The sequence below is a fragment of the Streptomyces sp. MGP-P1 genome, from assembly GCF_057766565.1.
Genome location: NZ_JBYMEM010000006.1, coordinates 779,760 through 804,509 on the forward strand (window position 1 = coordinate 779,760; position 24,750 = coordinate 804,509).

General features: G+C 71.0%; 22 protein-coding genes. 12 read left to right on the forward strand and 10 right to left on the reverse strand.

The annotated features are described in order from the left end of the window. Positions 1-7: 7 nt before the first annotated feature. The 4 genes from AC3CH1_RS19245 to AC3CH1_RS19260 form a co-directional block, all read right to left on the reverse strand. Entirely contained in the window at positions 8-484 is a 477-nt protein-coding gene (locus AC3CH1_RS19245; RefSeq protein WP_488464055.1) for a MarR family winged helix-turn-helix transcriptional regulator, read from the reverse strand. Between the two features lie 149 nt (positions 485-633). Then, positions 634-1,398: an AIM24 family protein gene (locus AC3CH1_RS19250; RefSeq protein WP_026290713.1), complete on the reverse strand. Its 765-nt coding sequence runs from the start codon at positions 1,396-1,398 to the stop codon at positions 634-636. Beyond that, positions 1,395-2,045, reverse strand: coding sequence for an AIM24 family protein (locus AC3CH1_RS19255; protein ID WP_488464056.1), 651 nt, complete (start codon positions 2,043-2,045; stop codon positions 1,395-1,397). The genes AC3CH1_RS19250 and AC3CH1_RS19255 overlap by 4 nt, the downstream gene beginning before the upstream one ends. Continuing rightward, the gene (locus tag AC3CH1_RS19260; protein ID WP_488464443.1) at positions 2,045-2,677 is read right to left on the reverse strand and encodes an AIM24 family protein; all 633 of its coding nucleotides are present in this window, start codon (positions 2,675-2,677) and stop codon (positions 2,045-2,047) included. Before AC3CH1_RS19260 ends, AC3CH1_RS19255 begins: the two co-directional genes overlap by 1 nt. 223 nt (positions 2,678-2,900) lie before the next feature. Between AC3CH1_RS19260 and AC3CH1_RS19265 the strand changes: the two genes are divergently transcribed. From AC3CH1_RS19265 to glxA, 4 genes are all read left to right on the forward strand, one after another. Then, positions 2,901-3,251, forward strand: a complete 351-nt coding sequence (locus AC3CH1_RS19265; RefSeq protein WP_003966215.1) for a DUF3817 domain-containing protein — start codon at positions 2,901-2,903, stop codon at positions 3,249-3,251. Next, complete coding sequence (locus AC3CH1_RS19270) at positions 3,248-3,541, forward strand: MTH1187 family thiamine-binding protein (RefSeq protein ID WP_018958954.1); 294 nt, start codon at positions 3,248-3,250, stop codon at positions 3,539-3,541. The genes AC3CH1_RS19265 and AC3CH1_RS19270 overlap by 4 nt, the downstream gene beginning before the upstream one ends. Before the next feature lie 181 nt (positions 3,542-3,722). Continuing rightward, positions 3,723-5,540: a glycosyltransferase family 2 protein gene (locus AC3CH1_RS19275; protein WP_488464057.1), complete on the forward strand. Its 1,818-nt coding sequence runs from the start codon at positions 3,723-3,725 to the stop codon at positions 5,538-5,540. A 3-nt stretch (positions 5,541-5,543) separates the two neighbouring features. Further along, positions 5,544-7,499, forward strand: coding sequence for a radical copper oxidase GlxA (gene glxA / locus AC3CH1_RS19280; protein ID WP_488464058.1), 1,956 nt, complete (start codon positions 5,544-5,546; stop codon positions 7,497-7,499). A 24-nt stretch (positions 7,500-7,523) separates the two neighbouring features. Here glxA and AC3CH1_RS19285 read toward each other — a convergent pair whose 3' ends face one another. Both AC3CH1_RS19285 and AC3CH1_RS19290 read right to left on the reverse strand, forming a co-directional pair. Further along, entirely contained in the window at positions 7,524-8,573 is a 1,050-nt protein-coding gene (locus AC3CH1_RS19285) for a glycoside hydrolase family 6 protein (protein ID WP_488464059.1), read from the reverse strand. Positions 8,574-8,778: 205 nt separating this feature from the next. After that, the gene (locus AC3CH1_RS19290; protein WP_488464060.1) at positions 8,779-9,762 is read right to left on the reverse strand and encodes an ArsR/SmtB family transcription factor; all 984 of its coding nucleotides are present in this window, start codon (positions 9,760-9,762) and stop codon (positions 8,779-8,781) included. A gap of 83 nt (positions 9,763-9,845) precedes the next feature. On the opposite strand from AC3CH1_RS19290, the gene AC3CH1_RS19295 reads away from it, so the two are divergent. The 4 genes from AC3CH1_RS19295 to icmA all read left to right on the forward strand — a co-directional run bounded on the left by AC3CH1_RS19295 (position 9,846) and on the right by icmA (position 14,086). Then, on the forward strand, positions 9,846-11,375 hold the full coding sequence (locus tag AC3CH1_RS19295) for an MFS transporter (RefSeq protein WP_488464061.1): 1,530 nt from the start codon (positions 9,846-9,848) through the stop codon (positions 11,373-11,375). Positions 11,376-11,385: 10 nt separating this feature from the next. Further along, positions 11,386-11,895, forward strand: a complete 510-nt coding sequence (locus AC3CH1_RS19300) for a MarR family winged helix-turn-helix transcriptional regulator (protein WP_217226404.1) — start codon at positions 11,386-11,388, stop codon at positions 11,893-11,895. A 67-nt stretch (positions 11,896-11,962) separates the two neighbouring features. Continuing rightward, on the forward strand, positions 11,963-12,289 hold the full coding sequence (locus tag AC3CH1_RS19305) for a DUF3817 domain-containing protein (protein ID WP_026290710.1): 327 nt from the start codon (positions 11,963-11,965) through the stop codon (positions 12,287-12,289). Positions 12,290-12,385: 96 nt separating this feature from the next. Next, complete coding sequence (gene icmA / locus AC3CH1_RS19310; RefSeq protein WP_488464062.1) at positions 12,386-14,086, forward strand: coenzyme B12-dependent isobutyryl-CoA mutase large subunit; 1,701 nt, start codon at positions 12,386-12,388, stop codon at positions 14,084-14,086. A gap of 78 nt (positions 14,087-14,164) precedes the next feature. Here the strand turns inward: icmA and AC3CH1_RS19315 are convergent, their stop codons facing one another. Then, on the reverse strand, positions 14,165-14,791 hold the full coding sequence (locus AC3CH1_RS19315) for a TetR/AcrR family transcriptional regulator (protein WP_488464063.1): 627 nt from the start codon (positions 14,789-14,791) through the stop codon (positions 14,165-14,167). A gap of 453 nt (positions 14,792-15,244) precedes the next feature. Here AC3CH1_RS19315 and AC3CH1_RS19320 point away from each other — a divergent pair, with 453 nt between their 5' ends. The 4 genes from AC3CH1_RS19320 (at position 15,245) to AC3CH1_RS19335 (ending at position 19,544) form a co-directional block, all read left to right on the forward strand. Next, a complete protein-coding gene (locus AC3CH1_RS19320) occupies positions 15,245-16,216 on the forward strand; it encodes a tetratricopeptide repeat protein (protein ID WP_488464064.1) in 972 nt (323 codons plus the stop codon). 666 nt (positions 16,217-16,882) lie between these two features. Beyond that, complete coding sequence (locus AC3CH1_RS19325) at positions 16,883-17,527, forward strand: DUF6230 family protein (RefSeq protein ID WP_488464065.1); 645 nt, start codon at positions 16,883-16,885, stop codon at positions 17,525-17,527. Positions 17,528-17,620: 93 nt separating this feature from the next. Continuing rightward, entirely contained in the window at positions 17,621-18,196 is a 576-nt protein-coding gene (locus AC3CH1_RS19330) for a DUF6114 domain-containing protein (RefSeq protein WP_488464066.1), read from the forward strand. Continuing rightward, positions 18,186-19,544: a hypothetical protein gene (locus tag AC3CH1_RS19335; protein WP_488464067.1), complete on the forward strand. Its 1,359-nt coding sequence runs from the start codon at positions 18,186-18,188 to the stop codon at positions 19,542-19,544. The genes AC3CH1_RS19330 and AC3CH1_RS19335 overlap by 11 nt, the downstream gene beginning before the upstream one ends. Positions 19,545-19,644: 100 nt before the next feature. Here the strand turns inward: AC3CH1_RS19335 and pyk are convergent, their stop codons facing one another. The 3 genes from pyk to pta form a co-directional block, all read right to left on the reverse strand. Continuing rightward, a complete protein-coding gene (pyk, locus tag AC3CH1_RS19340) occupies positions 19,645-21,075 on the reverse strand; it encodes a pyruvate kinase (protein ID WP_488464068.1) in 1,431 nt (476 codons plus the stop codon). Between the two features lie 104 nt (positions 21,076-21,179). Beyond that, a complete protein-coding gene (locus AC3CH1_RS19345) occupies positions 21,180-22,391 on the reverse strand; it encodes an acetate kinase (RefSeq protein WP_488464069.1) in 1,212 nt (403 codons plus the stop codon). A 65-nt stretch (positions 22,392-22,456) separates the two neighbouring features. Then, positions 22,457-24,538 (reverse strand): phosphate acetyltransferase, encoded by a 2,082-nt coding sequence (gene pta / locus AC3CH1_RS19350; protein ID WP_488464070.1) that lies wholly within the window; start codon positions 24,536-24,538, stop codon positions 22,457-22,459. Positions 24,539-24,750: the final 212 nt, after the last annotated feature.

Genomic DNA, 24,750 nt, shown 5'->3' on the forward strand with positions numbered 1-24,750 from the left:
CCGGCCCCTACAGCTTGCCGCGCTTGCCGCGCAGGTGTTCCGCGATCGGGGTCAGCGCGGCGTGCAGGTCGGCCAGCGCCTCGGGGGACAGCAGGTCCATGAAGTGCTGCCGCACCGAGGAGACGTGGTGCGGGGCGACCTTGCGCATGGTCTCCGCGCCCTGGTCGGTGAGGACCGCGAACAGTCCGCGCCGGTCCGATTCGCAGTGGATGCGGCGGACCAGCCCGGCGGTCTCCATACGGGTGATCTGGTGCGAGAGTCGGCTCTTGGACTGGAGGGTGGCGGCGGCGAGGTCGCTCATCCGCATGCGCTGGTCGTCCGATTCGGAGAGGTTGACCAGGATCTCGTAGTCGTTCATGGTCAGGCCGAACGGCTGGAGGTCCTTCTCCAGTTGGTGCATCAGCAGCCTGCTGACGTCCAGGTGGGTGCGCCAGGCGCACTGCTCCGCGTCGCTCAGCCAGCGGGTGGCCGTCTCGGTCTCCATATATGGATTCTACCTAAGAAGTTGAAAGCCGGACGAAATTGGGGTGTGTGACGACGGGCACCCCCGGCCCGCGGGAGTGCCGAGGGGTCCGTCGGCAAGCACCGACGGCTGGGCGCAGGCGTTCGACGTCACACTCCGCAGACTACCGCTCACAACCCGAAGCGACGCTGGAGGTCCCCCAGCTGGCCGGGCATGCGCGGAGCGGATCCGGGTTGACCCCCGCCGCCCGGAACGCCCGGCTCGTTCGGGACCACGCCCGCCGCCTGCTCCGGCATCAGCGCCTCGCTCGACTGGAGCAGCACCGTGCCCGCCCCGACGAACTCGAACTGGTGCTCCTCGCCCGACGTCCCGCCGATCCCCGTGAGCGACCGGATACCGCCCATCACGCCCGTCATGTAGCCGTGGTCGTAGTGGTGGCACGGGGAGGGGCAGTCGGCCCAGCCCACCAGCGCCTGCGGATCCACCCGCAGCGGCGGCTCCATGAAGACCACCGGGCCGTTCGAGGCGGCCACGAACTTCCCCGTGCCGATCAGCGTCACGAACCCCGGCACGATCGACTGCTTCAGCGCCATCGTCGGCTGGTACGCCAGCAGGTTCCCGGACCGGATGGTGAGGTTCCCGTCCTCCAGGTCGAAGGAGTTCACATCGAACGCCCGGTCCGCCAGCAGCATCTTCCCGCTGCCCTCGGCCACCACCCAGTCGCTCGCGTGCAGCGGCGAGTGGAAGCTGGACCGCACCAGCCGCTCGAACCGACCGTGTCCGATGCCGTCGAACTGGATCTGCCCGTAGTAGGCGATCATCTTGCCCTTCTGCAGGAACCACCGGCTCCCCTTGAGCTCCACGCAGAAGGTGTAGGAGTTGACGTTGTCGTCCGACGGCAGCGTCATCGGGTCGAGGACCACGGGCGTGCTCAAAGCTTCTCCTCCGACGCCTGGACGTACACCGCACCACTGCCGCTCAGCTCCAGCTGGAACGCCTCGCCGGAGCCCCGCCCCACCATGTCCCGCCAGCCGACCGCCGTGGACAGCTTGTTCCGGACCTCACCGTGGTGGGCGACGTAGGCCTGCGGGTCCACATGGACGTCCCGGCCCGGGGTGATCGGCAGTTCGATCACCCCGCCGTGCGCCATCACCGCGACCGCGCCGTGCCCCTTGAGCGTGGTCGTGAACAGGCCCTGGCCGGTCACCTGGCCGCGCGCCATGCCCATCACCCCGCCCTGCGAGCCCATGAACATCGTGCCCTGCTGGAGCGTCCCGTCGAACGCGAGCAGCCGGTCCGCCTCCACGTACAGGGTGTCGCCCGCCAGCTCGATCACCTGGATGTGGTGGCCGCCGTGGCCGAACATCACCGTGCCCGAGCCCTCGACCGTCATCAGCGGCGTCGACTCGCCCGCCACCCGGCGGCCGATCATCGACGCGACGCCGCCCCCGCCGCCCTGGAGGTTCGGGGTGAAGGACACCTCGCCCCGGTACGCCAGCATCGCGCCGCGCCGGCTGAACAGCTTCTGGCCCGGGGCCAGGGTGGCCTCGACCATCTTGGAGTTGATCTCCCGGAACGGCATCAGACATCGCCCCCCACGGTGTTGCGCTCGCTCGGCTGCACATAGACCAGGCCATCGCCCTCGAAGCGGATCTGGAACGCCTCGCCGGAGCCCTCACCCATCAGCGTCCGGAAGTTCACCCCCGCCTGGAAGCTCTGCTGGAGCCGGCCCTGGTGGGCGATGTACGCGCCGGGGTCGACCATCAGCGGATACCGCTCGGACACCCGCAGCAGGACCGCCGTGCCGTCCGACGTGATCGCCGCCTGCCCGGTGCCCTCCACCGTGGTGGTGAACAGGCCGTTGCCGCTCGCCCCGCCGCGCAGCCCGGTGAACGTCGTGCCCGTGCGCAGAGCGGCATCGGTGGCCAGCAGATTGCTCGCCTCCACGTACAGGGTGTCGCCGTGCAGCGAGACCAGGTTGATCTCGCTCGCCCGGTCGGCGAAGTAGCAGGTGCCCTGCCCGGACACCTCCATCACCGTCATCTGCTCGCCGGTCAGCCGGCGGGTCACCATGCCACGGAGCCCCTCACCGCCGCCGGACATCTTCTTGAAGGACATCCGGCCGTCGTACGCGACCATCGAGCCGTTCTTCGCCTTGACGGCATCGCCCGTCAGGTCGACGGCGAGCGTCTTGCTGCCTTGGAGTCGGAACATCGCCACGCGACGACGGTAGCCGTCCCCGCCGCACCCCGGCCAGAGGCTCCGGAACCGTTACGTCCCTGATGCGCACGCGGACCGGCCCTGATATGCGGCGATACGCGCACCGGCGGACGGGACGGCCCCCGCCGCCGGGGACGCGTCGGCGCGATGCCACAATGGGGTCGGCTTGTGCGTGTCTTCACAAGCTCACGCGACCCTCCCACTCGAAGGTGCCCTCGTGGACATCAAGACCGCTTCCGCCCTGCACCGGCTGCGCCTCATCTCGCTTCCCGAGGCGCTGTCCTTCCCGGCGCTGCTCATCTTCGGCTCGCTCCTCATGCGCGTCTCGGACATCGACTTCCTGATGCCGCCGCTGGGCGCGCTGCACGGCCTCCTCTTCACGATCTACGTGGTGTTCCTGCTGGACGTCTGGGTCAAGGCCAAGTGGCCGCTCAAGCGCGTCGCGCTGTTCTTCGTCCTCGCGGTCATCCCCTTCGGCGGGCTCTACGGCGACAAGCTCCTCAAGAAGTACGAGGCCGACGGCGTCATCGCCGCCCGCGCCCGCCGCGAGGGCACGGTCAGCGCATGATCGTCGCGTTCTCCGTCTCCCCGCTCGGTGTCGGCGAGGACGTCGGGGAGTACGTCGCCGACGCCGTGCGGGTCGTGCGTGAGTCAGGTCTCCCCAACCGCACCGACGCCATGTTCACCTCCGTCGAGGGCGAGTGGGACGAGGTCATGGACGTCGTCAAGCGCGCCGTGGCCGCCGTCGAGGCCCGCGCCGGCCGCGTCTCCCTGGTACTGAAGGCCGACATCCGGCCCGGCGTCACCGACGGCCTGACCTCCAAGGTCGCGACCGTGGAGCGCCACCTCTCGTCCTGACGCACCGTCCGCGCGGACGTCCCGCCCTCGCCCGCGTTCACCCGAAAAGCCCCCGGCGCCACACGGTCGGGGGCTTTTCCGGCTCCGGACCAAAAACCGCTCACTCGGACCCGCCAAGTCGACACGCCGTTAGCTGTCCCTTTCTGTAGGGATATCAACCCGTTCGACAGTGGGAGGCACGGTGCGGTCGGAGGGCTACGACTACGACACCTACAGCCGGCTCGCGGGTCCGCTCACGGAGCCGGAACCGACGGGGTACCGGGTGCGGTACAGGAGCCTGCTCTCGACGGAGAAGCACCGAATAAGAGCCGTCCTGCTGATGACCCTCGCCCCGGTGCTCACGGGCGTCCTGCTGCTGTACCTGGTCTGGCCCACGCACTGGACCGAGCGGGAGAACGGGGAGCGCTGGCTGGTCGTCGCCGACACCGTGATGCTGGTGTCGATCGCGCTGATCGAGCTGTTCATGCTGGTCAACGTGGTCTCCATCGCGCACGCCACGCTCGTCGCGCGGGACCCGGTCCCGGTGACGCCCGAGCCCGGCACCAGGGTCGCCTTCCTGACCACGTACGTCCCCGGCAAGGAACCGCTTTCCATGGTCCGCGCCACTCTCAAGGGCGCCGTACGCCTGAAGCACCCCGGCCCGCTGGACGTCTGGCTGCTCGACGAGGGCGACGACCCCGGGGCCCGGATGCTCTGCGCCGAGCTGGGCGTCCACCACTTCACCCGGCGCGGCGTCCCCGAGTGGAACCGTGACAATGGCGTCCACAAGGCGAGGACGAAGCACGGCAACTACAACGCCTGGATCGCCCTGCACGGCGGTGACTACGACTTCTTCGCCTCCGTGGACACCGACCACGTGCCCATGCCCAACTTCCTGGAGCGGATGATGGGCTACTTCCGCGACCCGGACGTCGCCTTCGTCGTCGGACCGCAGGTCTACGGGAACTACGACTCGGCCGTCACCAAGGCCGCCGAGTCGCAGCAGTTCCTCTTCCACGCACTGATCCAGCGCGCGGGCAACCGCTACGGCGCCCCGATGTTCGTCGGCACCAACAACGTCGTGCGCATCGCCGCGCTGCGGCAGGTCGGCGGCCTGTACGACTCGATCACCGAGGACATGGCCACCGGCTTCGAGATCCACCGCCGCCGCAACCCGCACACCGGGCACTACTGGCGTTCCGTCTACACCCCCGACGTGCTCGCCGTGGGCGAGGGGCCCGCCTCCTGGACGGACTTCTTCACCCAGCAGCTGCGCTGGTCCCGGGGAACGTACGAGACGCTGTTCAAGCAGTACGGCAAGGCGCTGTTCCGGGTGCCCCCCGGCCGCCTCCTCAGCTACACGCTGATGCTCGTCTACTACCCGATGACCGCGGTCAACTGGCTGCTCGGCGTGGGCAGCTGTGTGCTGTTCCTCTGGTTCGGGGCGTCCGGCACCCAGGTCGCCGCCTCCATCTGGCTGATGCTCTACAGCGACGCCGCCGCCCTCCAGATCGGCCTCTACCTCTGGAACCGCCGGCACAACGTCTCCCCGCACGAGCCCGAGGGCTCCGGCGGTCTCGCCGGCATGGCCATGTCCGCGCTCTCCGCCCCGATCTACCTGAAGTCCCTGGGCTCGGCCGTGCTGCGCACCGACGGACGGTTCGTCGTCACACCCAAGGGCGGCCAGACCTCCCCGGACCGGCTGCTCACCTTCCGTATCCACCTCTGCTGGGCGGCGGTCCTGCTCTCCTCGCTCGCCGCGTCGGTGTACCTGGACCACACCCATGTGGCGATGCGGACCTGGGCGACGCTGGGTCTCGCGATATCCCTCTCCCCGGTCGCCGTCTGGGCCTGGACCGTCCGGCAGGACAGGCGCGCCGAGGCCGCGCGCGCCGTCCCCGTCCCGGCGCTCCCGCCGCCCGAACCGGCGTACGTCACCACCACCACCGCCCCCGCCCCGTCGGCGACCACCGCGGCGAGCGCCGGCACCACCGCCACCACCACCGCAGGAGGGAACTGACCCATGGCCTACCGGCCCTCGAAGCAGATGAGGAAGACGCTCCTGGGAGGCGGCGCGGTGGTGCTGCTCGCCGGGCTGAACGCTCCGGCGGCCCTGTCCTTCGCCGAGGACAGGTACCACGCGTACAAGATCGACCAGCCGGAGTACAAGGCGGAGTACGGCTCCTGGGAGCGGGTGGACATCCCGAAGGAGTACCGGACCAACGCGATCCACGCGGCGCTCCTGCACACCGGCAAGGTGCTGATCGTCGCGGGTTCCGGCAACGACGAGAAGAACTTCGACGCGGGCACCTTCGACACCGTGCTCTGGGACCCGGCCGAGAACACCTTCCAGAAGATCCCCACCCCCGAGGACTTCTTCTGCGGCGGCCACGCCCAGCTCCCCGACGGCCGTCTCCTGATCGCCGGCGGCACCGCCCGCTACGAGGTGCTCGACGACAAGGTGAAGCGGGCCGGCGGCGGTATGCGGGTCAAGAACGAGAACCCGGACAAGCCGCTGAAGCTCAAGAAGGGCACGGTCTTCCGTTCGCCCTCCGGCGCCGAGTACGTGGCCAAGTTCGACGTCACCGTCCCCAAGGCCAAGCGCGAGTTCGACGTCGACTACTTCGAGAGCGGCCAGATGAAGCCGTGGAAGACCAAGGTGACCGCCTCCGAGCAGCGGGTCTTCGTCGAGGCGGTGGACGAAGGGCCCGACGCGGTGGCGGCGGACGCCGCCCAGTACGAGATCGTCGGGCTGAAGGGCAAGGCCGCCGACAACTCCTACGGCCTCGCCGAGAAGATCACCATGGACAAGCAGGACTTCCAGGGGATCCGCGCCGCCTACGAGTTCGACCCGACGGCGGAGAAGTACATCAAGGTCGACCCGATGAAGGAGGCCCGCTGGTATCCGACGCTCGTCGGTCTCGAGGACGGCCGGGTGCTCTCCGTCTCCGGCCTCGACGACGTCGGCGCGATCCTCCCGGGCGACAACGAGGTCTACGACCCGAAGACGAAAAAGTGGTCCAAGGGCCCCTTCCACTACTTCCCGACCTATCCGGCGCTCTTCCTGACCAAGGGCGGCAAGCTCTTCTACCCGGGCGCCAACGCCGGATACGGCCCGGCGGACAAGGGGCGCGAGCCCGGGATCTGGGACATCAAGAAGAACACCTTCACCAAGGTGCCCGGACTGACCGACACCGACCAGCTGGAGACGGCGGCCTCGCTGCTGCTGCCGCCCGTGCAGGACCAGAAGGTGATGGTGCTCGGCGGCGGCGGGGTCGGCGAGTCGAAGAAGTCCACCGCCCGCACGGCGGTCATCGACCTCAAGCAGGACAACCCGGCCTTCGAGCCGGGCCCCGACCTGCCGCAGGGCACGCGCTATCTGAACAGCGTGATCATGCCCGACGACACCGTCTTCACCAGCGGCGGATCCGAGGACTACCGGGGCCGCGGGGCGAGCAACATCCTGAAGGCGCAGTCCTACGACCCGAGGACCAACACCTTCAAGGAGGCGGCCGAGCCGACGGTGGGGCGCAACTACCACTCCGAGGCGCTGCTGCTGCCCGACGGGCGGGTGGCGACCTTCGGTTCCGACTCGCTCTACGGCGACAAGGACAACACCAAGCTCGGCAAGTTCGAGCAGCGGATGGAGGTCTACACCCCGCCCGCCCTGCACCGCGGCAAGGACGAGCGCCCGGTGATCGGCAACGGCCCCGAGAACGCCGAGCGCGGCGCGACGGTCACGTACGAGAGCGCCGACGCCGACCGGATCGCCACGGCCCGCCTGATGCGGCCGAGCGCCGTCACCCACACCACCGACGTGGAGCAGCGCTCCATCGAACTGGGCCTGAAGAAGGGCGACGGCAAGGTGAGCGTGACCGTGCCGGACGACCCCACGCTGGTGCCGCCCGGCTGGTACATGCTCTTCGTCACCGACACCGACGACGTGCCCTCCGAGGCGAAGTGGGTCAAGGTCGCCTGACCCCGGGGGCGTGCCGCGACCGGCTCAGGAGGCGGCGCGCCTCGCCAGGCCGAGCGCGTACTCCGGCCACCAGTCGCCGGCCGGCGGGCCGCCCCGGCAGGTGCCGTCGGAGTCGCCCGGCCGCTTGATCCACAGATAGGCGTCGAGCCGGTCGTCGCCGGTGTCGGTGGTCGGCGGGGTGCCGAGCCCCCGGCCCGGCGGATTGCACCAGGCCTCCTCACGGCCCCCGGACAGGGGGCCCTTGCCGTTGCGGCTGGTGTCGATCACGAAGTGCGAGCCGCCCACGGCGTCGGAGAGCCGCTTCGCGTACGCCTTGACGTTCTCGTTCGACTGGAAGTTGGAGACGTTGAGGGAGAAGCCGTCGGCCCGGTCGATGCCGGCCTGCCGCAGCGGTTGCGCCATCTTGGACGGCTCGTCGATCCAGTCCGGGTTGCCCGCGTCCAGGTAGACCTGGGTCTTCGGCAGGGCCTTGAGCGTGTCCACCGCCTCGGAGAGGAGCTGGTAGCGCTCGGCGTGGTGCTCGGGCGGGGTGCAGCCGTCCGTGATGTGGGGGAGGGCGTCCGGCTCCAGGATCACGGTCGCCGGAGCGTTCCCGACGGCGTCGGCGAACGCGCCGATCCAGGAACGGTAGGCGTCCGCGTCCTTCGCGCCGCCCGCGGAGTAGAGCCCGCAGTCGCGGTGCGGGATGTTGTACGCCACCAGCAGGAGGGTCTTCTTCGTGCGGGCGGCGGACTTCGCGGCGGCCCGGATGCCGGGGGCCGGGTCGTCCCACGCGGGCCAGTCGGCCACCGGCCGGCCGGAGATCCGCCGCAGGATCTTCGCCTCCGCCTCGCGCCCCTCCTTCTCCCAGGCGCGCACCTGGCGGGCCGCGTCGCTGTTCGGGTCGACCCAGTACGGGGAGGCTGCGCTCGGGGCGGGCTCCCCCCGGACGAGTTCGTCCGCCGCGTCGGCGGTCTTGGTGACGCGCGGTTCCGGTGTCGAGCAGCCCGCGGTGAGCACGGTCGCCAGGGTGAGGGCGGCCAGGACGGGGACGGTACGGGGGAGAGCGCGGGGGACGATTCTGCGGCCGGACATCCAGACCCCTCGACGGTGATGACGCACGGACACGGAGCACAGGGAGCGTGGGCCATCGTGACACAACGGTCACGGAGAGTGCTGGTGCGACACCGTCCGTGACCCGTACGCCGCCAGGGGCCCCTCCGGCCGTTCCCGTGGTTGCCCGCAGGGCGGCCGTGCGGCGGGCGGGAAGGGTCGGACAGGCCCCACGGCCCGGCGCGCGTCAGTCCGAGGCGGCCAGCGCGATCCCCAGCGGGGTTCGCTCGTACAGCACCTGGTGTCCGTAGCGGCGCGAGGTCAGCAGCCCCGCCCCGCGCAGCACGGACAGATGGGCCGACACGGACGAGGGGGCGAGGCCCATCCGGTGTGCCAGCGCGCTCGTCCCGGCCGGTTCGTCCAGGGCGCACAGCACGTCGGCCCGGACCCGGCCGAGCAGCCGGGCGAGGGTCTCGGGGGTCCGGTCGCCGGACTCGCTCCACAGCCCGCCGATGCCGCGCGCCGGGTAGATCAGCCCCGGCCGCCACGGCTCCTCGTGGCCGCCCACCACCTCGGGCCAGACGAAGACGCTCGGCATCAGCACCAGCCCCTGCCCGCCGAGCACCCGCTCGTGGTCGCCCTGGGTCCCGGTCACGGTGAGCGTCGAGCCGTTCCAGCTCAGCCGGGGGCTCACCTCACCCAGCAGCTGTTCGAGGCCGCTCTCCGCGAGTCGCCGGGAGTGGTAGGCGACGTCGGCCTCCAGCAGCGCCCGCAGCCGGGGCCAGTACGGCTCGATCAGCGCCTGCCAGGCCCGCTCCAGCAGATCGGCGAGCTCGCGCACCGCCCGCGCCGGATCGGCCAGCAGCCGCCGGCCCGTCGCCGACGCGGTCCCGCCGGGCCGGTCCGCCAGGGCCAGCGCCATGTCGGCCCGCGCCACCTCCGGATCGACCGCCCGGACGGCCGCGATCTCCTCCTCGAACGTCGCGAGCGGCCCGATCGGCGGCGGGCAGATGAAGTCCGGGTTGTGGCCGATGGCGGGCATCAGCAGCCACAGCGGCTCCAGGTCCAGTGCCCCGGACGCCTCCCGGATTTGGCGGAGCCACGGCAGGTGGTAGCCGTGGCGGCCGGGGCGGTGCAGGGTACGCACCGCCTCCTGGGTCTCGAACAGCGGTGACAGCGCGAACCGGCAGCGCAGCAGATCGCTCTCGCCGAAGTGCAGCTGGAACGGCATCCCTCTCCCTCGCGCGGCGGCCCGGACATTCGGCTCCAGCCGAAAGTCTAGGACCGGCCGCTCCTCGGCCACAGGCTCGTCCCATGCCGACCGACAGCCCCGCCCCGGCGGACACACCCCGTACCCCGCCCGCCCCGGCGGCGCCGGTCCCGGCTCCGCCCCCGGAGCGTGCCGCCCGCCCTGACCCGGGCCCCGGGCCCACGCTCCGGGAGCCCGCCGCCTCCGGCCCCGATGCCCTGGCGTCCGCGGTCTTCGGCCCCGGCCCCGATGCCCTGGCGTCCGCCGTCTCCGGCCCCGGCCCCGATGCCCTGGCGTCCGCCGTCTCCGGCCCCGGCCCCAATGCCCTGGCGTCCGCCGCCCCGCGCGGCTACCGGGCCGTCTTCGCCGTCGCGGAATTCCGGGCCGTCTTCGCCGCGCACCTCCTCTCGCTGCTCGGCGTCGTCGTCAGCGAGCTGGCGCTCACCGTGTTCGTCTACGACCTCACCGGCTCCCCGCTGCTCAGCGCGCTGACGTTCGCGCTGGGCCTGCTGCCGTACATGATCGGCGGCACCCTGTTCGCGGGCGTCGCCGACCGCTACCCGGCCCGCCGCGTCCTGGTCGTCTGCGACCTGCTCTGCGCGGCCTGCGTCGCCGTGATGCTGGTGCCCGCCACCCCGGTCGCCGGCCTCCTCGCCCTGCGCTGCCTGGTCGCCGCCATCGCGCCCGTCTTCACCGGGACGCGGATGGCGGCGCTCACCGACATCCTCGGCGAGGGCGACCTCTACGTACTGGGCCGTTCGCTGCTGCGGATCGTCTCGCAGAGCGCGATGCTCATCGGGTTCGGCGCCGGAGGGGTGCTGCTCACCGTGCTGTCCCCGCGCGGCGCGATCACCGTCACCGTGGTGACCTTCCTCTGCTCGGCGGTCCTGCTCCGCTTCGGCACCCGCGACCGCCCCGCCCGTGTCGGCGCCGGTGGCGGCGGCGGAACCCTGCTCAAGGAGTCGCTCTCCGGGGCCCGTCTGGTGCTGGGCGACCGGCGTATCCGGGCGCTGATGCTGCTGTCCTGGCTGCCCGCGATGTTCGTGGTGGCCCCGGAGGCGCTCGCCGCCCCGTACGCCGACGCGATCGGGGCCCCGCCCGCCGCGCTCGGGCTGCTGCTCTGCGCGATGGCCGTCGGGCACATCGGGGCCGAGCTGTTCGTGGGCGCCGCGCTCAGCCCCCGTAACCGCTCCCGGATCGTCCTGCCGGTCGCCGCCGTCGGCCTTCTCCCGCTCCTCGTGTACGTGGTCCGCCCCGGGCTGCCGCTCGCCCTGGCGGCCCTCGCCCTGGCCGGCGCGGGCGCCGCCTATGTGATCGGGCTCGACCAGTGGTTCGTCGACGCCGTGCCCCAGGAGTTGCGCGGCCGGGCCATGACGCTGCTCACCGCGGGGCTGATGACCGTCCAGGGGTTCGGGATGGCGCTGGCGGGGCTCGCGGCCGAGTTCTTCCCCGTGCACCAGGTGGTCGCCGGATCCGGAATCATCGGTACCGTCCTCACGCTCCTGCTGGTCGCCGAGGTCCGCAGGACAGCCCCCGGACGCATGTCCGATACCGAAGGACGAGACGGGGCTGACCGGCATGTGACCAGTGGGTAAGGTCGGTGCCGTGCCGAAGCCGCTCAGTCTTCCCTTCGATCCCATCGCCCGCGCCGACGAGCTCTGGCAGCAGCGCTGGGGGCCCGTGCCCTCGATGGGGGCGATCACCTCGATCATGCGGGCCCAGCAGATCCTGCTCGCCGAGGTCGACGCCGTCGTCAAGCCGTACGGCCTGACCTTCGCCCGGTACGAGGCGCTGGTGCTGCTCGCCTTCTCCAAGGCCGGTGAGCTGCCGATGTCCAAGATCGGGGAGCGTCTGATGGTGCATCCCACCTCGGTCACCAACACCGTGGACCGGCTGGTCAGGTCCGGTCTCGTCGACAAGCGGCCCAACCCCAACGACGGCCGCGGAACGCTGGCGTCCATCACCGACAAGGGCCGCGACGTCGTCGAGGCGGCCACCCGGGACCTGGTCGCGATCGACTTCGGGCTCGGGGTGTACGACTCCGAGGAGTGCGCCGAGATCTTCGCCATGCTGCGTCCACTGCGGGTGGCGGCCCAGGACTTCGAGGAGAAGTGAACGCGGGCCTCCGATGAGGCCGGGGTCGCGCGAAGATCGCGCCGGTCGTCCCGTTACGCTCGTAGCCATGAAACAGAACGTGCTCACCCGCTACCGGGTGATGGCCTACGTCACCGCCATCTGGCTGCTCGTCTTCACCGTGGCGATCATCGCGAAGTACGGCTTCGAGACCGGCGACACCATGCTGATCTCGCAGATCCACGGCGTGCTGTTCATCGTCTACGTCGTCTTCGCCTTCGATCTCGGCTCCAAGGCGAAGTGGCCCTTCGGCAAGCTCCTGTGGGTGCTGGCCGCCGGCTGCATCCCCTTCGCCTCGTTCTTCGTCGAACCGAAGGTCAGCCGCGAGGCCCGCGCCCTGGTCACCGACCCCGCACCGGTGACCGCCAAGGCCTGAGCCGAGGGCTCCCGGATCACCCCGAACCGCCCCGCGCGAAAAGCGCCGGGCGGTTTGCCATCGACATTTACTAGGACGTCCTAGTAAATTCGAGGTATGGACGCTGACGCGATCGAGGAAGGCCGCCTCCGCTGGCAGGCCCGTTACGACAAGGCCCGCAAGCGTGACGCGGACTTCACCACGCTCTCCGGCGACCCGGTCGAGCCCGCGTACGGGCCACGCCCCGGCGACACGTACGAGGGATTCGAGCGGATCGGCTGGCCGGGGGAGTACCCCTTCACCCGCGGACTGCACCCCACCGGCTACCGGGGCCGTACGTGGACGATCCGCCAGTTCGCCGGCTTCGGCAACGCCCAGCAGACCAACGAGCGCTACAAGATGATCCTCGCGGCGGGCGGCGGCGGCCTCAGCGTCGCCTTCGACATGCCGACGCTGATGGGCCGGGACTCCGACGACCCGCGCTCGCTCGGCGAGGTCGGCCACTGCGGGGTCGCCATCGACTCCGCCGCCGACATGGAGGTCCTCTTCGGGGACATCCCCCTCGGCGACGTCACCACCTCGATGACGATCAGCGGCCCGGCCGTGCCCGTCTTCTGCATGTACCTGGTCGCCGCCGAGCGCCAGGGCGTCGATCCGGGCGTGCTCAACGGCACCCTCCAGACCGACATCTTCAAGGAGTACATCGCGCAGAAGGAGTGGCTCTTCCAGCCCGAGCCCCACCTGCGCCTCATCGGCGACCTGATGGAGCACTGCGCCCGCGACATCCCCGCCTACAAGCCGCTCTCCGTCTCCGGCTACCACATCCGCGAGGCCGGGGCGACGGCCGCGCAGGAGCTGGCGTACACCCTCGCGGACGGCTTCGGCTACGTGGAGCTGGGCCTCTCGCGCGGCCTGGACGTCGACGCCTTCGCCTCCGGGCTCTCGTTCTTCTTCGACGCGCACCTGGACTTCTTCGAGGAGATCGCCAAGTTCCGCGCCGCCCGCCGCATCTGGGCCCGCTGGATGAAGGAGACGTACGGCGCCAGGACCGACAAGGCGCAGTGGCTCCGCTTCCACACCCAGACCGCCGGCGTCTCGCTCACCGCGCAGCAGCCGTACAACAACGTGGTGCGCACCGCCGTCGAGGCGCTCTCCGCCGTGCTCGGCGGCACCAACTCGCTGCACACCAACGCCCTCGACGAGACCCTCGCACTCCCTTCCGAGCAGGCCGCCGAGATCGCCCTGCGCACCCAGCAGGTGCTGATGGAGGAGACCGGCGTCGCCAACGTGGCCGACCCGCTGGGCGGTTCCTGGTACGTCGAGCAGCTCACCGACCGGATCGAGGCCGAGGCCGAGAAGATCTTCGACCAGATCAAGGAGCGCGGCACCCGGGCGCACCCCGACGGGCGGCACCCCATCGGGCCGATGACCTCCGGCATCCTGCGCGGCATCGAGGACGGCTGGTTCACCGGCGAGATCGCCGAGTCCGCGTTCCAGTACCAGCGGGCCCTGGAGAAGGGCGACAAGCGGGTCGTCGGCGTCAACGTCCACCACGGCTCGGTCACCGGCGACCTGGAGATCCTCCGGGTCAGCCACGAGGTCGAGCGCGACCAGGTCAGCCAGCTCGCCGACCGCAAGGCCGCCCGCGACGACGCCAAGGTGACCGCCGCCCTCGACGCGATGCTCGCCTCCGCCCGCGACGGCTCGAACATGATCGCGCCGATGCTGGACGCCGTGCGGGCCGAGGCCACGCTCGGCGAGATCTGCGGGGTGCTCCGCGAGGAGTGGGGCACCTACACGGAGCCGCCGGGGTTCTGAGGGCCCGTCACTCCGCGCGACCCGGTGGCTTCCCGCCGGGGCGCGGCGGCCGGCACGTACGAGCGGTTCCGGCCCCGGCTATCCGGCCTGCGCGCCCGCCAGCCCCAGCAGCAGCAGCGAGGTGAAGCCGCTCGCCCACGCGGAGTCCACCGGCTCCGCGCTCACCAGAGTGCGGTGCACCACGGCCCCGGCGATCACGTCGAAGATCAGGTCCGCGTTGCGGGCGGCGGTCGAGGAGTCGTCCTCGTACCGCAGCTCGCCGCGGGCCTGGGCGCGTTCCCGGCCCAGCAGCACCAGCCGCTTCTGCCGGTCCACGATCGCCGAGCGGATCCTCAGGCGCAACGAGTCGTCGCGGGTGGACTCGGCGACCACCGCCATCAGCGCCGTACGGGCCTCCGGCCGCTCCAGCAGGGCGGCGAACTGGAGCACGACGCCCTGGACGTCGGCGGCCAGGCTGCCCCGGTCGGGCAGCTCCAGCTCGTCGAAGAGGACGGCGACCGCGTCCACGACCAGTTCGTTCTTGCCCGCCCAGCGCCGGTAGAGGGTCGTCTTGGCGACACCGGCCCGGGTCGCCACATCGCCCATCGTCAGCTTCGACCAGCCGAGATCGACCAGGGACGCCCGCGTCGCTTCGAGGATCGCGGCATCGGCCGCGGTGCTCCGCGGACGTCCTGGTCGGGTGACTCGGGGGTCGCTGTCGCTCATGATGCGGCGACCATACCGGCCGGTAGGGGAGATGGTTGTGCTCCGGTACCCGTGAGACAGATCACCGCGAGCACCTGTCCGGGCGGGGTGATCGGCAGTTACGCTACGGGTCGTAGCGTAAGGAAGGCGGCCGGATCGCCCCCTGCGCCACGGAACGAACGAGCGACAGCCATCGGGGTCTCCACGGGGATCCCAGGCGCCGGGTGGGGACCCGGAGCCGCACGGACCGGCCGGATGGGGATCCGGAAGGTCCACCCGGGCCCTTCGGGGTCCGGTCAGTTCCAGCCAGGGTCTTTCAGGGGCCCGACCGGTTCCTCGGGCCCTACGGGCGCTCGGGGGAGCCGGGACCGTATCGGCCCGTCCGCCCCCCGCACACCGGTTGGGGGCGCCCGGGCCGGTCCGGTTCTCGCACTCGCTTTCCGGAACGGAGTGCTCAGGGGGGAGGATGTACGCATGCAGCCTAGGAACATGTCCATGAGCGGCGTTGTCGACCTCGCCGCTGTCAAGGCGGCCGGTGAGGCCAAGGCCAAGGCGGAGCAGGCCCGCGCGGAGGCCGCCCGTACCGGGGGCGTCGGCGCCGTCGCGCCCACCGCCCTGGTGATCGACGTCGATGAAGCCGGATTCGAGCGCGATGTCCTCCAGCGCTCCGCCGAAGTCCCCGTCGTCATCGACTTCTGGGCCGAGTGGTGCGAGCCGTGCAAGCAGCTGGGCCCCCTGCTGGAGCGCCTGGCCGTCGAGTACAACGGCCGCTTCCTGCTGGCCAAGGTCGATGTCGACGCGAACCAGATGCTGATGCAGCAGTTCGGCATCCAGGGCATCCCGGCGGTCTTCGCCGTCGTCGCCGGGCAGGCCCTCCCGCTCTTCCAGGGCGCGGCCCCCGAGGCCCAGATCCGCGAGACGCTGGACCAGCTGATCCAGGTCGGCGAGGAGCGCTTCGGGCTGACCGGGATCGCCGTCGACCCGGACGCCGCCCCGGCGGACGCGGTCCCGGCCGAGGCGCCGGCCGGCCCGTACGACGCCGTGCTGGAGGCCGCCGCGTCCGCTCTCGACGCCAATGACTTCGGCGGCGCGGTCCGGGCGTACGAGAACGTCCTCGCGGACGACCCGGGCAATCCGGAGGCCAAGCTGGGCCTGGCCCAGGCGGAGTTGCTCGGCCGCGTCCAGGGCCTGGACCCGCAGGCGGTCCGCAAGGAAGCCGCGGACAGCCCGGGCGACGTGAACGCCCAGCTGGCCGCCGCCGATCTCGACCTGGTCGGCGGTCATGTCGAGGACGCCTTCGGCCGGCTCGTCGAAGCGGTCCGCCGCACCGCGGGCGACGACCGCGACGCCGCCCGGCTGCGACTCCTCGAGCTGTTCGAGGTGATCGGTCCGGAGGACCCCCGGGTCACCGCCGCGCGCACCGCGCTGGCCCGCGTCCTGTTCTGATCCGAACCGGAGGCCCCGGGCCCGCCGTCCGCTCCGGACCTCCCGGTTGTCCCGATGTGACAAGACGGCCGCACCGCCCCCCGGGCGGCGCGGCCGTTTTGCCGTCCTGACGCCGAAGAGGAATGCGAGAAGGCCGCGCTTTACCAAATCTTGACAAAGATGCAAGCTGTTACTCGCAGTAAGGCAGGTCGGTGATTCTGTCCTGTTTCCATGAAGTTTCCCGCCATTCGGATGTCCCTTTCGTGCCACCCTGTGTCGCCGTGTGATGCCGTCCTGTCGTCCTGTGGTTATCGGGCCGTTACTAGTCAGTAACGATCCCCCTTGTGTCACGGCCGTGAATGCACCACGATCGGCCACGCTCGGTCCCATACCCTCGGCCCGGTCTCCAGCCGGTGCCCGAGGGTCTGTTGGGTCCCCACCGAGTGGTCGGCGGCAGTGGCGCCGACCGCGGACAGGGGGGTTCCCGCCCACGGGCGGGGCCTGTCCGACCGGTCGCGCGGAAAGCGCGGCCAGTGGTTGTCGCTCGGGGGTGAACGCCGGTGGATCGGATACGGGACACGTCTCCGAGTGCGGGCGCTCTCCTTCCCGAGGACGTAGCACTTCTCCCATCCCAGGACGGGCACGACGCCCGGACCGGAGATGTACGTCCGAGAAGAAGGAGCAAATATGAGTTCCCAGGTTCGCGGTGGGACGAGATGGAAGCGGTTCGCACTGGTCATGGTGCCGAGCGTCGCGGCGACGGCCGCGGTGGGCATCGGTCTGGCACAGGGCGCGCTGGCCGCGTCGTTCAGCGTTTCCGGCCAGGAGTTCAAGGTCGAGGCCAAGGAGCTCGAGGGCTGGGACTTCGTCCAGTACGGCAGCGTGGCGTCGGGCAAGACGCTGGACGGCAAGCCGATGAACGCGCCGGTCGCGGTGTCGGGCTTCAGCAAGGCCTACATCACCGAGATGTGCCAGTCGGTGGTGACGCCGAACCTGCCGTTCGACCTCGGCAACGTCACTCTCAAGCTGACGGCAGGCACCGGCAAGGAGAAGGTCTTCGCCAAGGATCTCTACCTCGATGTGTCGGAGCTCGGCGCGGACGCCGAGTTCAGGAACATCGACATCGGTGTCGCGGCGGGCTCGCTGCCGAAGGCGGAGGGCAAGCCCGGCATCCAGCCGGGGACCAAGGCCAACGAGAACGGCTTCTCCCAGCGCGCGGACAAGGCTGTGCTGAAGGGCGTCAAGCAGAAGGCGTGGGCCACGACGGCGGGGACGTTCAAGCTTCCCGACCTGTCGCTGAAGCTCGTCTCCGGCGTCGATGAGTGCTATTAGCACTCGCTCGGGCGGCCGGTGCTTCAACGGCGTCCGGCCGCCCACCCTTTCTTCTTCTCCTCCAGCAGTACCGGTTCCAGGGAGCTGTTTTCCATGAGCCCCGAGTCCACAGGGCAGAACGAGCACTACGTCCGCGTCTATCGGCGACGCTTCCGCGCCTGGCGGGGTAACCGGCCGTTCTGGGCCGGACTGTTCACCACGGCCGGTGGTCTTCCCATCGCCTACTTCCCGTACGCCAACATGCACCTCGGCAACGTGACGCTGGCCATGTCCACCACGGCCGGCGCGGGATCCCTGATCATCGGGGTCCTCCTGGTCACGCTCGGCCTGACGATGTGGTTCCACAGCATCGTCCGGGTCTTCGCCGGTGTCGCCGCCATCCTGCTGGCGCTGATCTCGATACCTGTCGCCAACATCGGCGGTTTCGTCATCGGGTTCGTCCTCGCCCTCGTCGGCGGAGCCCTGTCCATTTCCTGGGCCCCGGGCGAGACGAGGAACGACGAGGAGCCGTTCGGCGAGCGCGGACCCCGGCGCACCGCGCCGGCGAAGGACCTGCCGTACGAGGAGCGCTCCGAGGACGAGTTCCCGGCCGCGGCCGTCCCGCGGCAGCAGGGCTCCGGGTACGACCTGGCAGCCGAGGGCGACGGCGGGAGGAACCGTGCGGGGTGACGACGGACAGCGGATGAACGCCCACCCCGGCGACGACCTCCGCGAGCGCAAGGGCCCCCGTCACGCGGCCCCCAGGAAGTCGCTGCTGACCAAACTCCACCTGCCCAGCGGCAAGAAGGCCCTGGCGCTCGCCGCGATGCCGACGGCGGTCTTCGTGGGCATGGGGCTGACGCCCAGGCTGGCCCTGGCCGACGACCGCACCGACATCCCGTTCGCGCCCGGACCGTGCGTCACCCGGTCCGACGAGCCGAGCGAGTCCGAGTCGCCGAAGGCCACCCCGTCCCCGTCGGCCACGGCGAAGGACGAGGCGGACAAGGACGAGTCCGGCAAGGACGGGTCCGACAAGGACGCGAAGCCCGGCGACGACGCCACCGCCAAGCCCACGCCGACGCCCTCGCCCGGCGGTTCCGCCGACGGGGCGAAGCCCGACGCGGACGCGGACAAGTCGGCGCGGTCCGCCGGGGAGACGCCCGCCGAGACGCCCTCCGCGACCCCGACCCCGACGCCCACGAAGTCGAAGAACCCGCTGGACCCGCTCGGGGTCGGCGACGCGCTCAAGGACCTCTTCGACGGGCCGGACGACGAGGCCGGGACCGAGAAGCCGGCGACCCCGTCCCCGAGCCCGACGACCGAGGCCCCGAAGCCGTCCGACGAGCCGGAGGACCCGGCGAAGGACCCGGCGACGGACCCGGCCGGGAGCGCGGCGGACCAGGCGAAGGAGACGTCCGACAAGACGGCCGACGCCATCCGCGAGGCGGCAGGGAGAGCGGGCAAGGACGTCGAGGAGCTCGACGAGGACGTCAAGGGACTCGACCCCAAGAAGGACGAGGACATCCCGGACGGCGCCAAACCCCGCTTCCCGTGTCCCGAGCCCGACCCGGACGCGCTCGCCGCGGCCGAACTGGAGCCCGGCATGCCGCTGCTCCCGTCCGACCCGTGGATCCTGGAGTCGACGCTGCTCACCCTCAACGGCCTGGACTACCACGGCATCGTCGAGGTGAAGAAGGCGGACGGCAGCATCAAGAAGGTGCTCAAGTTCACCGCCGGTTCCATCGACATCAAGGACCTGCACCAGCTGACCGTCGGCCCCGCGGGCACGACCGGCCATGTGAAGTCGCGGCCCGGCTCCACGTCGACGATCCGCGACGGCGAGGTGACGATGTACACGGAGGAGCTGAAGGGCAACCTCTTCGGTCTCATCCCGATCACCTTCAGCCCACAGACCCCGCCGCCGCTGAACGTGCCCTTCGCCTTCTTCACCGAGGTGAAGGTGGTCCAGGCCGGCCAGTTCGGCGGCACGCTCACCGTTCCGGGACTGAGGAACTACCTCGACGGCGGCGACGGCTGACAGCCGCCCGCCCCCCGATCCCGTCCGGGAGCCGCACAGGGCCGTGGGCCGTACTCCTCACCAGGAGTACGGCCCACGGCGCTTCGGTGCGGGGTGCGGGTCAGACCCGCTCGCCGCCGCCCAGGTGGTGCACCCGGACCATGTTGGTGGTGCCGGGGACGCCGGGGGGCGAGCCGGCGGTGATGATCATCGTGTCGCCGTCGTTGTAGCGGTTCAGCTTCAGCAGCTCCGCGTCGACCAGGTCGACCATCGCGTCGGTGGTGTCCGCGTGCGGGACGACGTGCGACTCGACGCCCCAGCTCAGGGCGAGCTGGTTGCGGGTGGCCTCGTCCGTGGTGAAGGCCAGGATCGGCTGGGCCGTGCGGTAGCGGGAGAGGCGCCGGGCGGTGTCGCCGGACTGGGTGAAGGCGACCAGGGCCTTGCCGTCCAGGAAGTCCGCGATCTCACAGGCGGCGCGGGCCACCGAACCGCCCTGCGTACGGGGCTTCTTGCCGGGGACCAGCGGCTGGAGGCCCTTGGAGAGCAGCTCCTCCTCCGCCGCGACGACGATCTTCGCCATCGTCTTGACCGTCTCGATCGGGTACGCGCCCACCGAGGACTCGGCGGAGAGCATGACCGCGTCCGCGCCGTCCAGGATCGCGTTGGCGACGTCGGACGCCTCGGCGCGGGTCGGCCGCGAGTTGGTGATCATCGACTCCATCATCTGGGTCGCCACGATCACCGGCTTGGCGTTGCGCCGGCACAGCTCCACCAGGCGCTTCTGCACCATCGGGACCTTCTCCAGCGGATACTCGACGGCCAGGTCGCCGCGGGCCACCATCACACCGTCGAACGCCGCGACGACGCCCTCCATGTGCTCGACGGCCTGCGGCTTCTCCACCTTGGCGATGACGGGTACGCGGCGGCCCTCCTCGTCCATCACCTTGTGGACGTCCTTGACGTCCTCGGCGTCCCGGACGAAGGAGAGGGCGACGAGGTCGCAGCCCATCCGCAGCGCGAAGCGCAGGTCCTCGACGTCCTTCCCGGACAGGGCGGGGACGTTGACCGCCGCGCCGGGCAGGTTGATGCCCTTGTGGTCGGAGATGACACCGCCCTCGATGACGATGGTCCTCACCCGGGGGCCCTCGACCGCGACGACCTTCAACTCGACGTTGCCGTCGTTGATCAGGATCGGGTCGCCCTTGACGACGTCGCCGGGCAGCCCCTTGTAGGTCGTGCCGCAGATCGACTTGTCGCCGGGGACGTCCTCGGAGGTGATGGTGAACTCGTCCCCGCGGACCAGCTCGACCGGGCCCTCGGCGAACTTCGCCAGCCGGATCTTCGGGCCTTGGAGGTCGGCGAGCACGCCCACCGCGCGGCCGGTCTCGGCGGCCGCCTTGCGGACACGGTCGTAACGGCCCTGGTGTTCCTCGTGGGAACCGTGACTGAAGTTGAAACGGGCCACGCTCATGCCGGCCTCGATCAGAGCGACGAGCTGCTCATGGGAGTCGACGGCGGGACCGAGGGTGCAGACGATTTTGGAACGGCGCATGAGGCGGATCCTATCGGTTTGTTTCGCTGCGGAATATTCCGTCTGGTGGAAGGTACAAAGGGGCGCGGGGGTGCTCAGTTGTCGACCCCTCCGATCCCCGCGGGCTACGGCCGGCCGACGAGCGCGAACGTCTGGTCGGCGATCTCCAGCTCCTCGTCCGTCGGCACCACGGCGACCGCCACCCGCGCGTGCTCCGGCGAGATCAGCCGCGGCTCTGAGGACCGTACGGCGTTGAGCGAGGCGTCCACCGCCATGCCCAGCCCCTCCAGGCCCGCGATGGCAGCTTCCCGCACCGGGGCCGCGTTCTCCCCGACCCCCGCCGTGAATGCCACCGCGTCCACCCGGCCGAGCACCGCCGTATAGGCGCCGATGTACTTCTTCAGCCGGTGGATGTAGATGTCGAAGGCCAGCGCGGCCCGCTCGTCGCCCTCGTCGATCCTTCGGCGGATCACCCGCATGTCGTTGTCGCCGCAGAGGCCGACCAGCCCGCTCTTCTTGTTCAGCAGGACGTCGATGTCGTCGGCCGACATGCCCGCCACCCGCTTCAGGTGGAAGGTGACCGCCGGATCGATGTCCCCGGAGCGCGTACCCATCACGAGCCCTTCCAAGGGCGTCAGCCCCATGGAGGTGTCCACGCACCGCCCGCCCGCGACCGCCGACGCGGACGCCCCGTTGCCCAGGTGCAGCACGATGACGTTCACGTCCTCGGGCGCCCGGCCCAGCAGCTCGGCCGTCTTCCGGGAGACGTACGCGTGCGAGGTGCCGTGGAAGCCGTAGCGGCGGATGCGGTGCGCGTCGGCGGTCTCCACGTCGATCGCGTACCGCGCGGCCGCCTCCGGCATCGTCGTGTGGAACGCCGTGTCGAAGACCGCGACCTGCGGCAGGTCCGGGCGCAGCGCCCGCGCCGTGACGATGCCCGTGATGTTCGCCGGGTTGTGCAGCGGCGCGACCGGGACGAGGCGCTCGATCTCCTCCAGCACCTCGTCGGTGACCACGGTCGGCGCGCTGAACCTCAGCCCGCCGTGCACCACCCGGTGCCCGATCGCGGCGAGTTCGGGCGAGTCGAGGCCCAGCCCGTCCGCCGCCAGCTCCTCGGCCGCCGCCTTGAGCGCCGCGTCGTGGTCCGCGATCCGGCCCGTACGCTCACGGGGCTCGGCGTCGCCGCCGGCCAGTGGCGTGTGCACCAGGCGTGAGGTCTCCTCGCCGATCCGCTCGACCAGCCCCGAGGCGAGCCGGGAGCGGTCGCGCATGTCGAGGAGCTGGTACTTCACCGACGAGGAGCCGGAGTTGAGGACGAGGACGCGGTGCGGTTCCACAGGGGCTGCCGTGCTTTCGTTTCCGGAGGAAGTGGTCGGGGGAGTGGCCGGGGGAGTGGGGGTCGTCATGCGGGGCGCTCCTCGCCCTGTGCCTGGATCGCCGTGATGGCCACGGTGTTGACGATGTCCTGGACGAGCGCGCCGCGCGACAGGTCGTTGACCGGCTTGCGCAGGCCTTGGAGCACCGGTCCGACCGCCACCGCGCCCGCCGAGCGCTGCACGGCCTTGTAGGTGTTGTTGCCGGTGTTCAGGTCGGGGAAGATCAGCACGGTCGCCTGGCCCGCCACCTCGGAGCCGGGCAGCTTCGTCGCCGCGACGGACGGCTCGACCGCCGCGTCGTACTGGATCGGCCCCTCCACCCGCAGCTCGGGCCGCTCCGCCCGCACCCGCTCGGTGGCCTCGCGCACCTTGTCGACGTCCGCGCCGGAGCCGGAGGTCCCGGTGGAGTACGACAGCATCGCGATCCGGGGCTCCACGCCGAACCGGGCCGCCGTCACCGCCGACTGCACCGCGATGTCCGCGAGCTGCTCCGCGTTCGGGTCCGGGTTGACGGCGCAGTCGCCGTACACCAGGACCTTGTCGGCCAGGCACATGAAGAAGACGGACGACACGATCCTGGCGTCGGGCTTCGTCTTGATGATCTCGAACGCCGGGCGGATGGTGGCCGCCGTGGAGTGCACCGACCCGGACACCATCCCGTCGGCGAGGCCCTCCTGCACCATCAGCGTGCCGAAGTAGTTCACGTCCGCCACCACGTCGACGGCCAGCTCCACCGTCACCCCGCGGTGCGCGCGCAGCTCGGCGTACCGCTCGGCGAAGACGCCCCGCAGCTCCGAGGTGTGCGGGTCGATCAGCTGGGTGTCCGCGAGATCGATGCCGAGGTCGGCGGCCTTCTTGCGGATCACGTCCACGTCGCCGAGCAGCGTGAGGTCGCAGACGTCCCGGCGCAGCAGTACGTCGGCAGCGCGCAGCACGCGCTCCTCGGTGCCCTCCGGCAGCACCACGCGCTTGCGGTCGGAGCGGGCCTGCTCCAGCAGCTCGTGCTCGAACATCATCGGCGTGACGCGTCCGCTGCGGGCCACGGAGATCCGGTCGAGGAGGGCGGCGGTGTCGACATGTCGCTCGAACAGGCCGAGGGCGGTCTCCGCCTTGCGGGGGGTCGCCGCGTTCAACTTCCCTTCGAGAGCGAAGAGTTCCCCGGCGGTGGGGAAGGATCCACCGGCCACCGACACGACCGGGGTCCCCGGTGCGAGCCGGGCGGCCAGTGTGAGTATCTCCTCGCCGGGGCGCTCGTTCAGGGTCAGCAGGACGCCCGCGATGGGCGGGGTGCCAGCGCTGTGCGCGGCCAGCGACCCCACCACCAGGTCCGCCCGGTCCCCGGGGGTGACCACCAGGCAGCCGGGCGTCAGCGCGTTCAGCAGGTTCGGCAGCATCGCCCCGCCGAACACGAAGTCCAGCGCGTCGCGCGCGAGCCCCGAGTCGTCGCCGAGCAGCACCGTGCCGTCCAGCGCCGCGGTGATCTGCGCGACGGTGGGCGCCGAGAGCGCCGGGTCGTCCGGCAGGACGGAGACGGGCACCGGCAGCCGGGCCGCGAGCCGCTCCGCGATCGTCGCGCGGTCCTCGGCGGCGACCCGGTTCACCACCATGGCCAGCACGTCGCAGCCGAGGCCCGCGTAGGCGCGGTACGCGTTACGGGTCTCGGCGCGGACGGACTCCGCGTTCTGCCCCTTGCCGCCGACCACCGCGATGACCGAGGCCCCGAACTCGTTGGCCAGCCGGGCGTTCAGCGCCAGCTCGTCGGGGAGCTGGGTGGCGGCGAAGTCGCTGCCCAGGACCAGGACCACCTCGTAGTCGCGGGCCACCTGGTGGAAGCGCTCGACGAGGCGGGAGACCAGCTCGTCCGTGCCCTTCTCCGCCTGCACGGCGGATGCCTCGTGGTAGTCCAGGCCGTAGACGGAGGCCGGGCTCTGGGAGAGCCGGTAGCGGGCCCGCAGCAGCTCGTAGAGCCGGTCGGGCCCGTCGTGGACCAGCGGACGGAAGACGCCGACCCGGTCCACCTGACGCGTCAGAAGCTCCATGACTCCCAGCTCGACGACCTGCCGGCCGTCCCCCCGGTCGATCCCGGTCACGTACACGCTGCGCGCCACGCGTGCTCTCCCGTCCTCGTGTTCGATGCCGCGACCCGTGGGGCGTCCGGACGTGCGGTGACGCCCCCCGTGCCCGTCCAGTGATCCGCCGGGTGCGGCATTGGCCTGCATTGCCTCTTGACGATACCTGCGGGGGCCGCTATGCCGCCCGCCGGAGGCCTCGCCTTGTCGGGCGGCACAGTGGCCCCCGCCCGAGGGGCCTTCCTACCCCC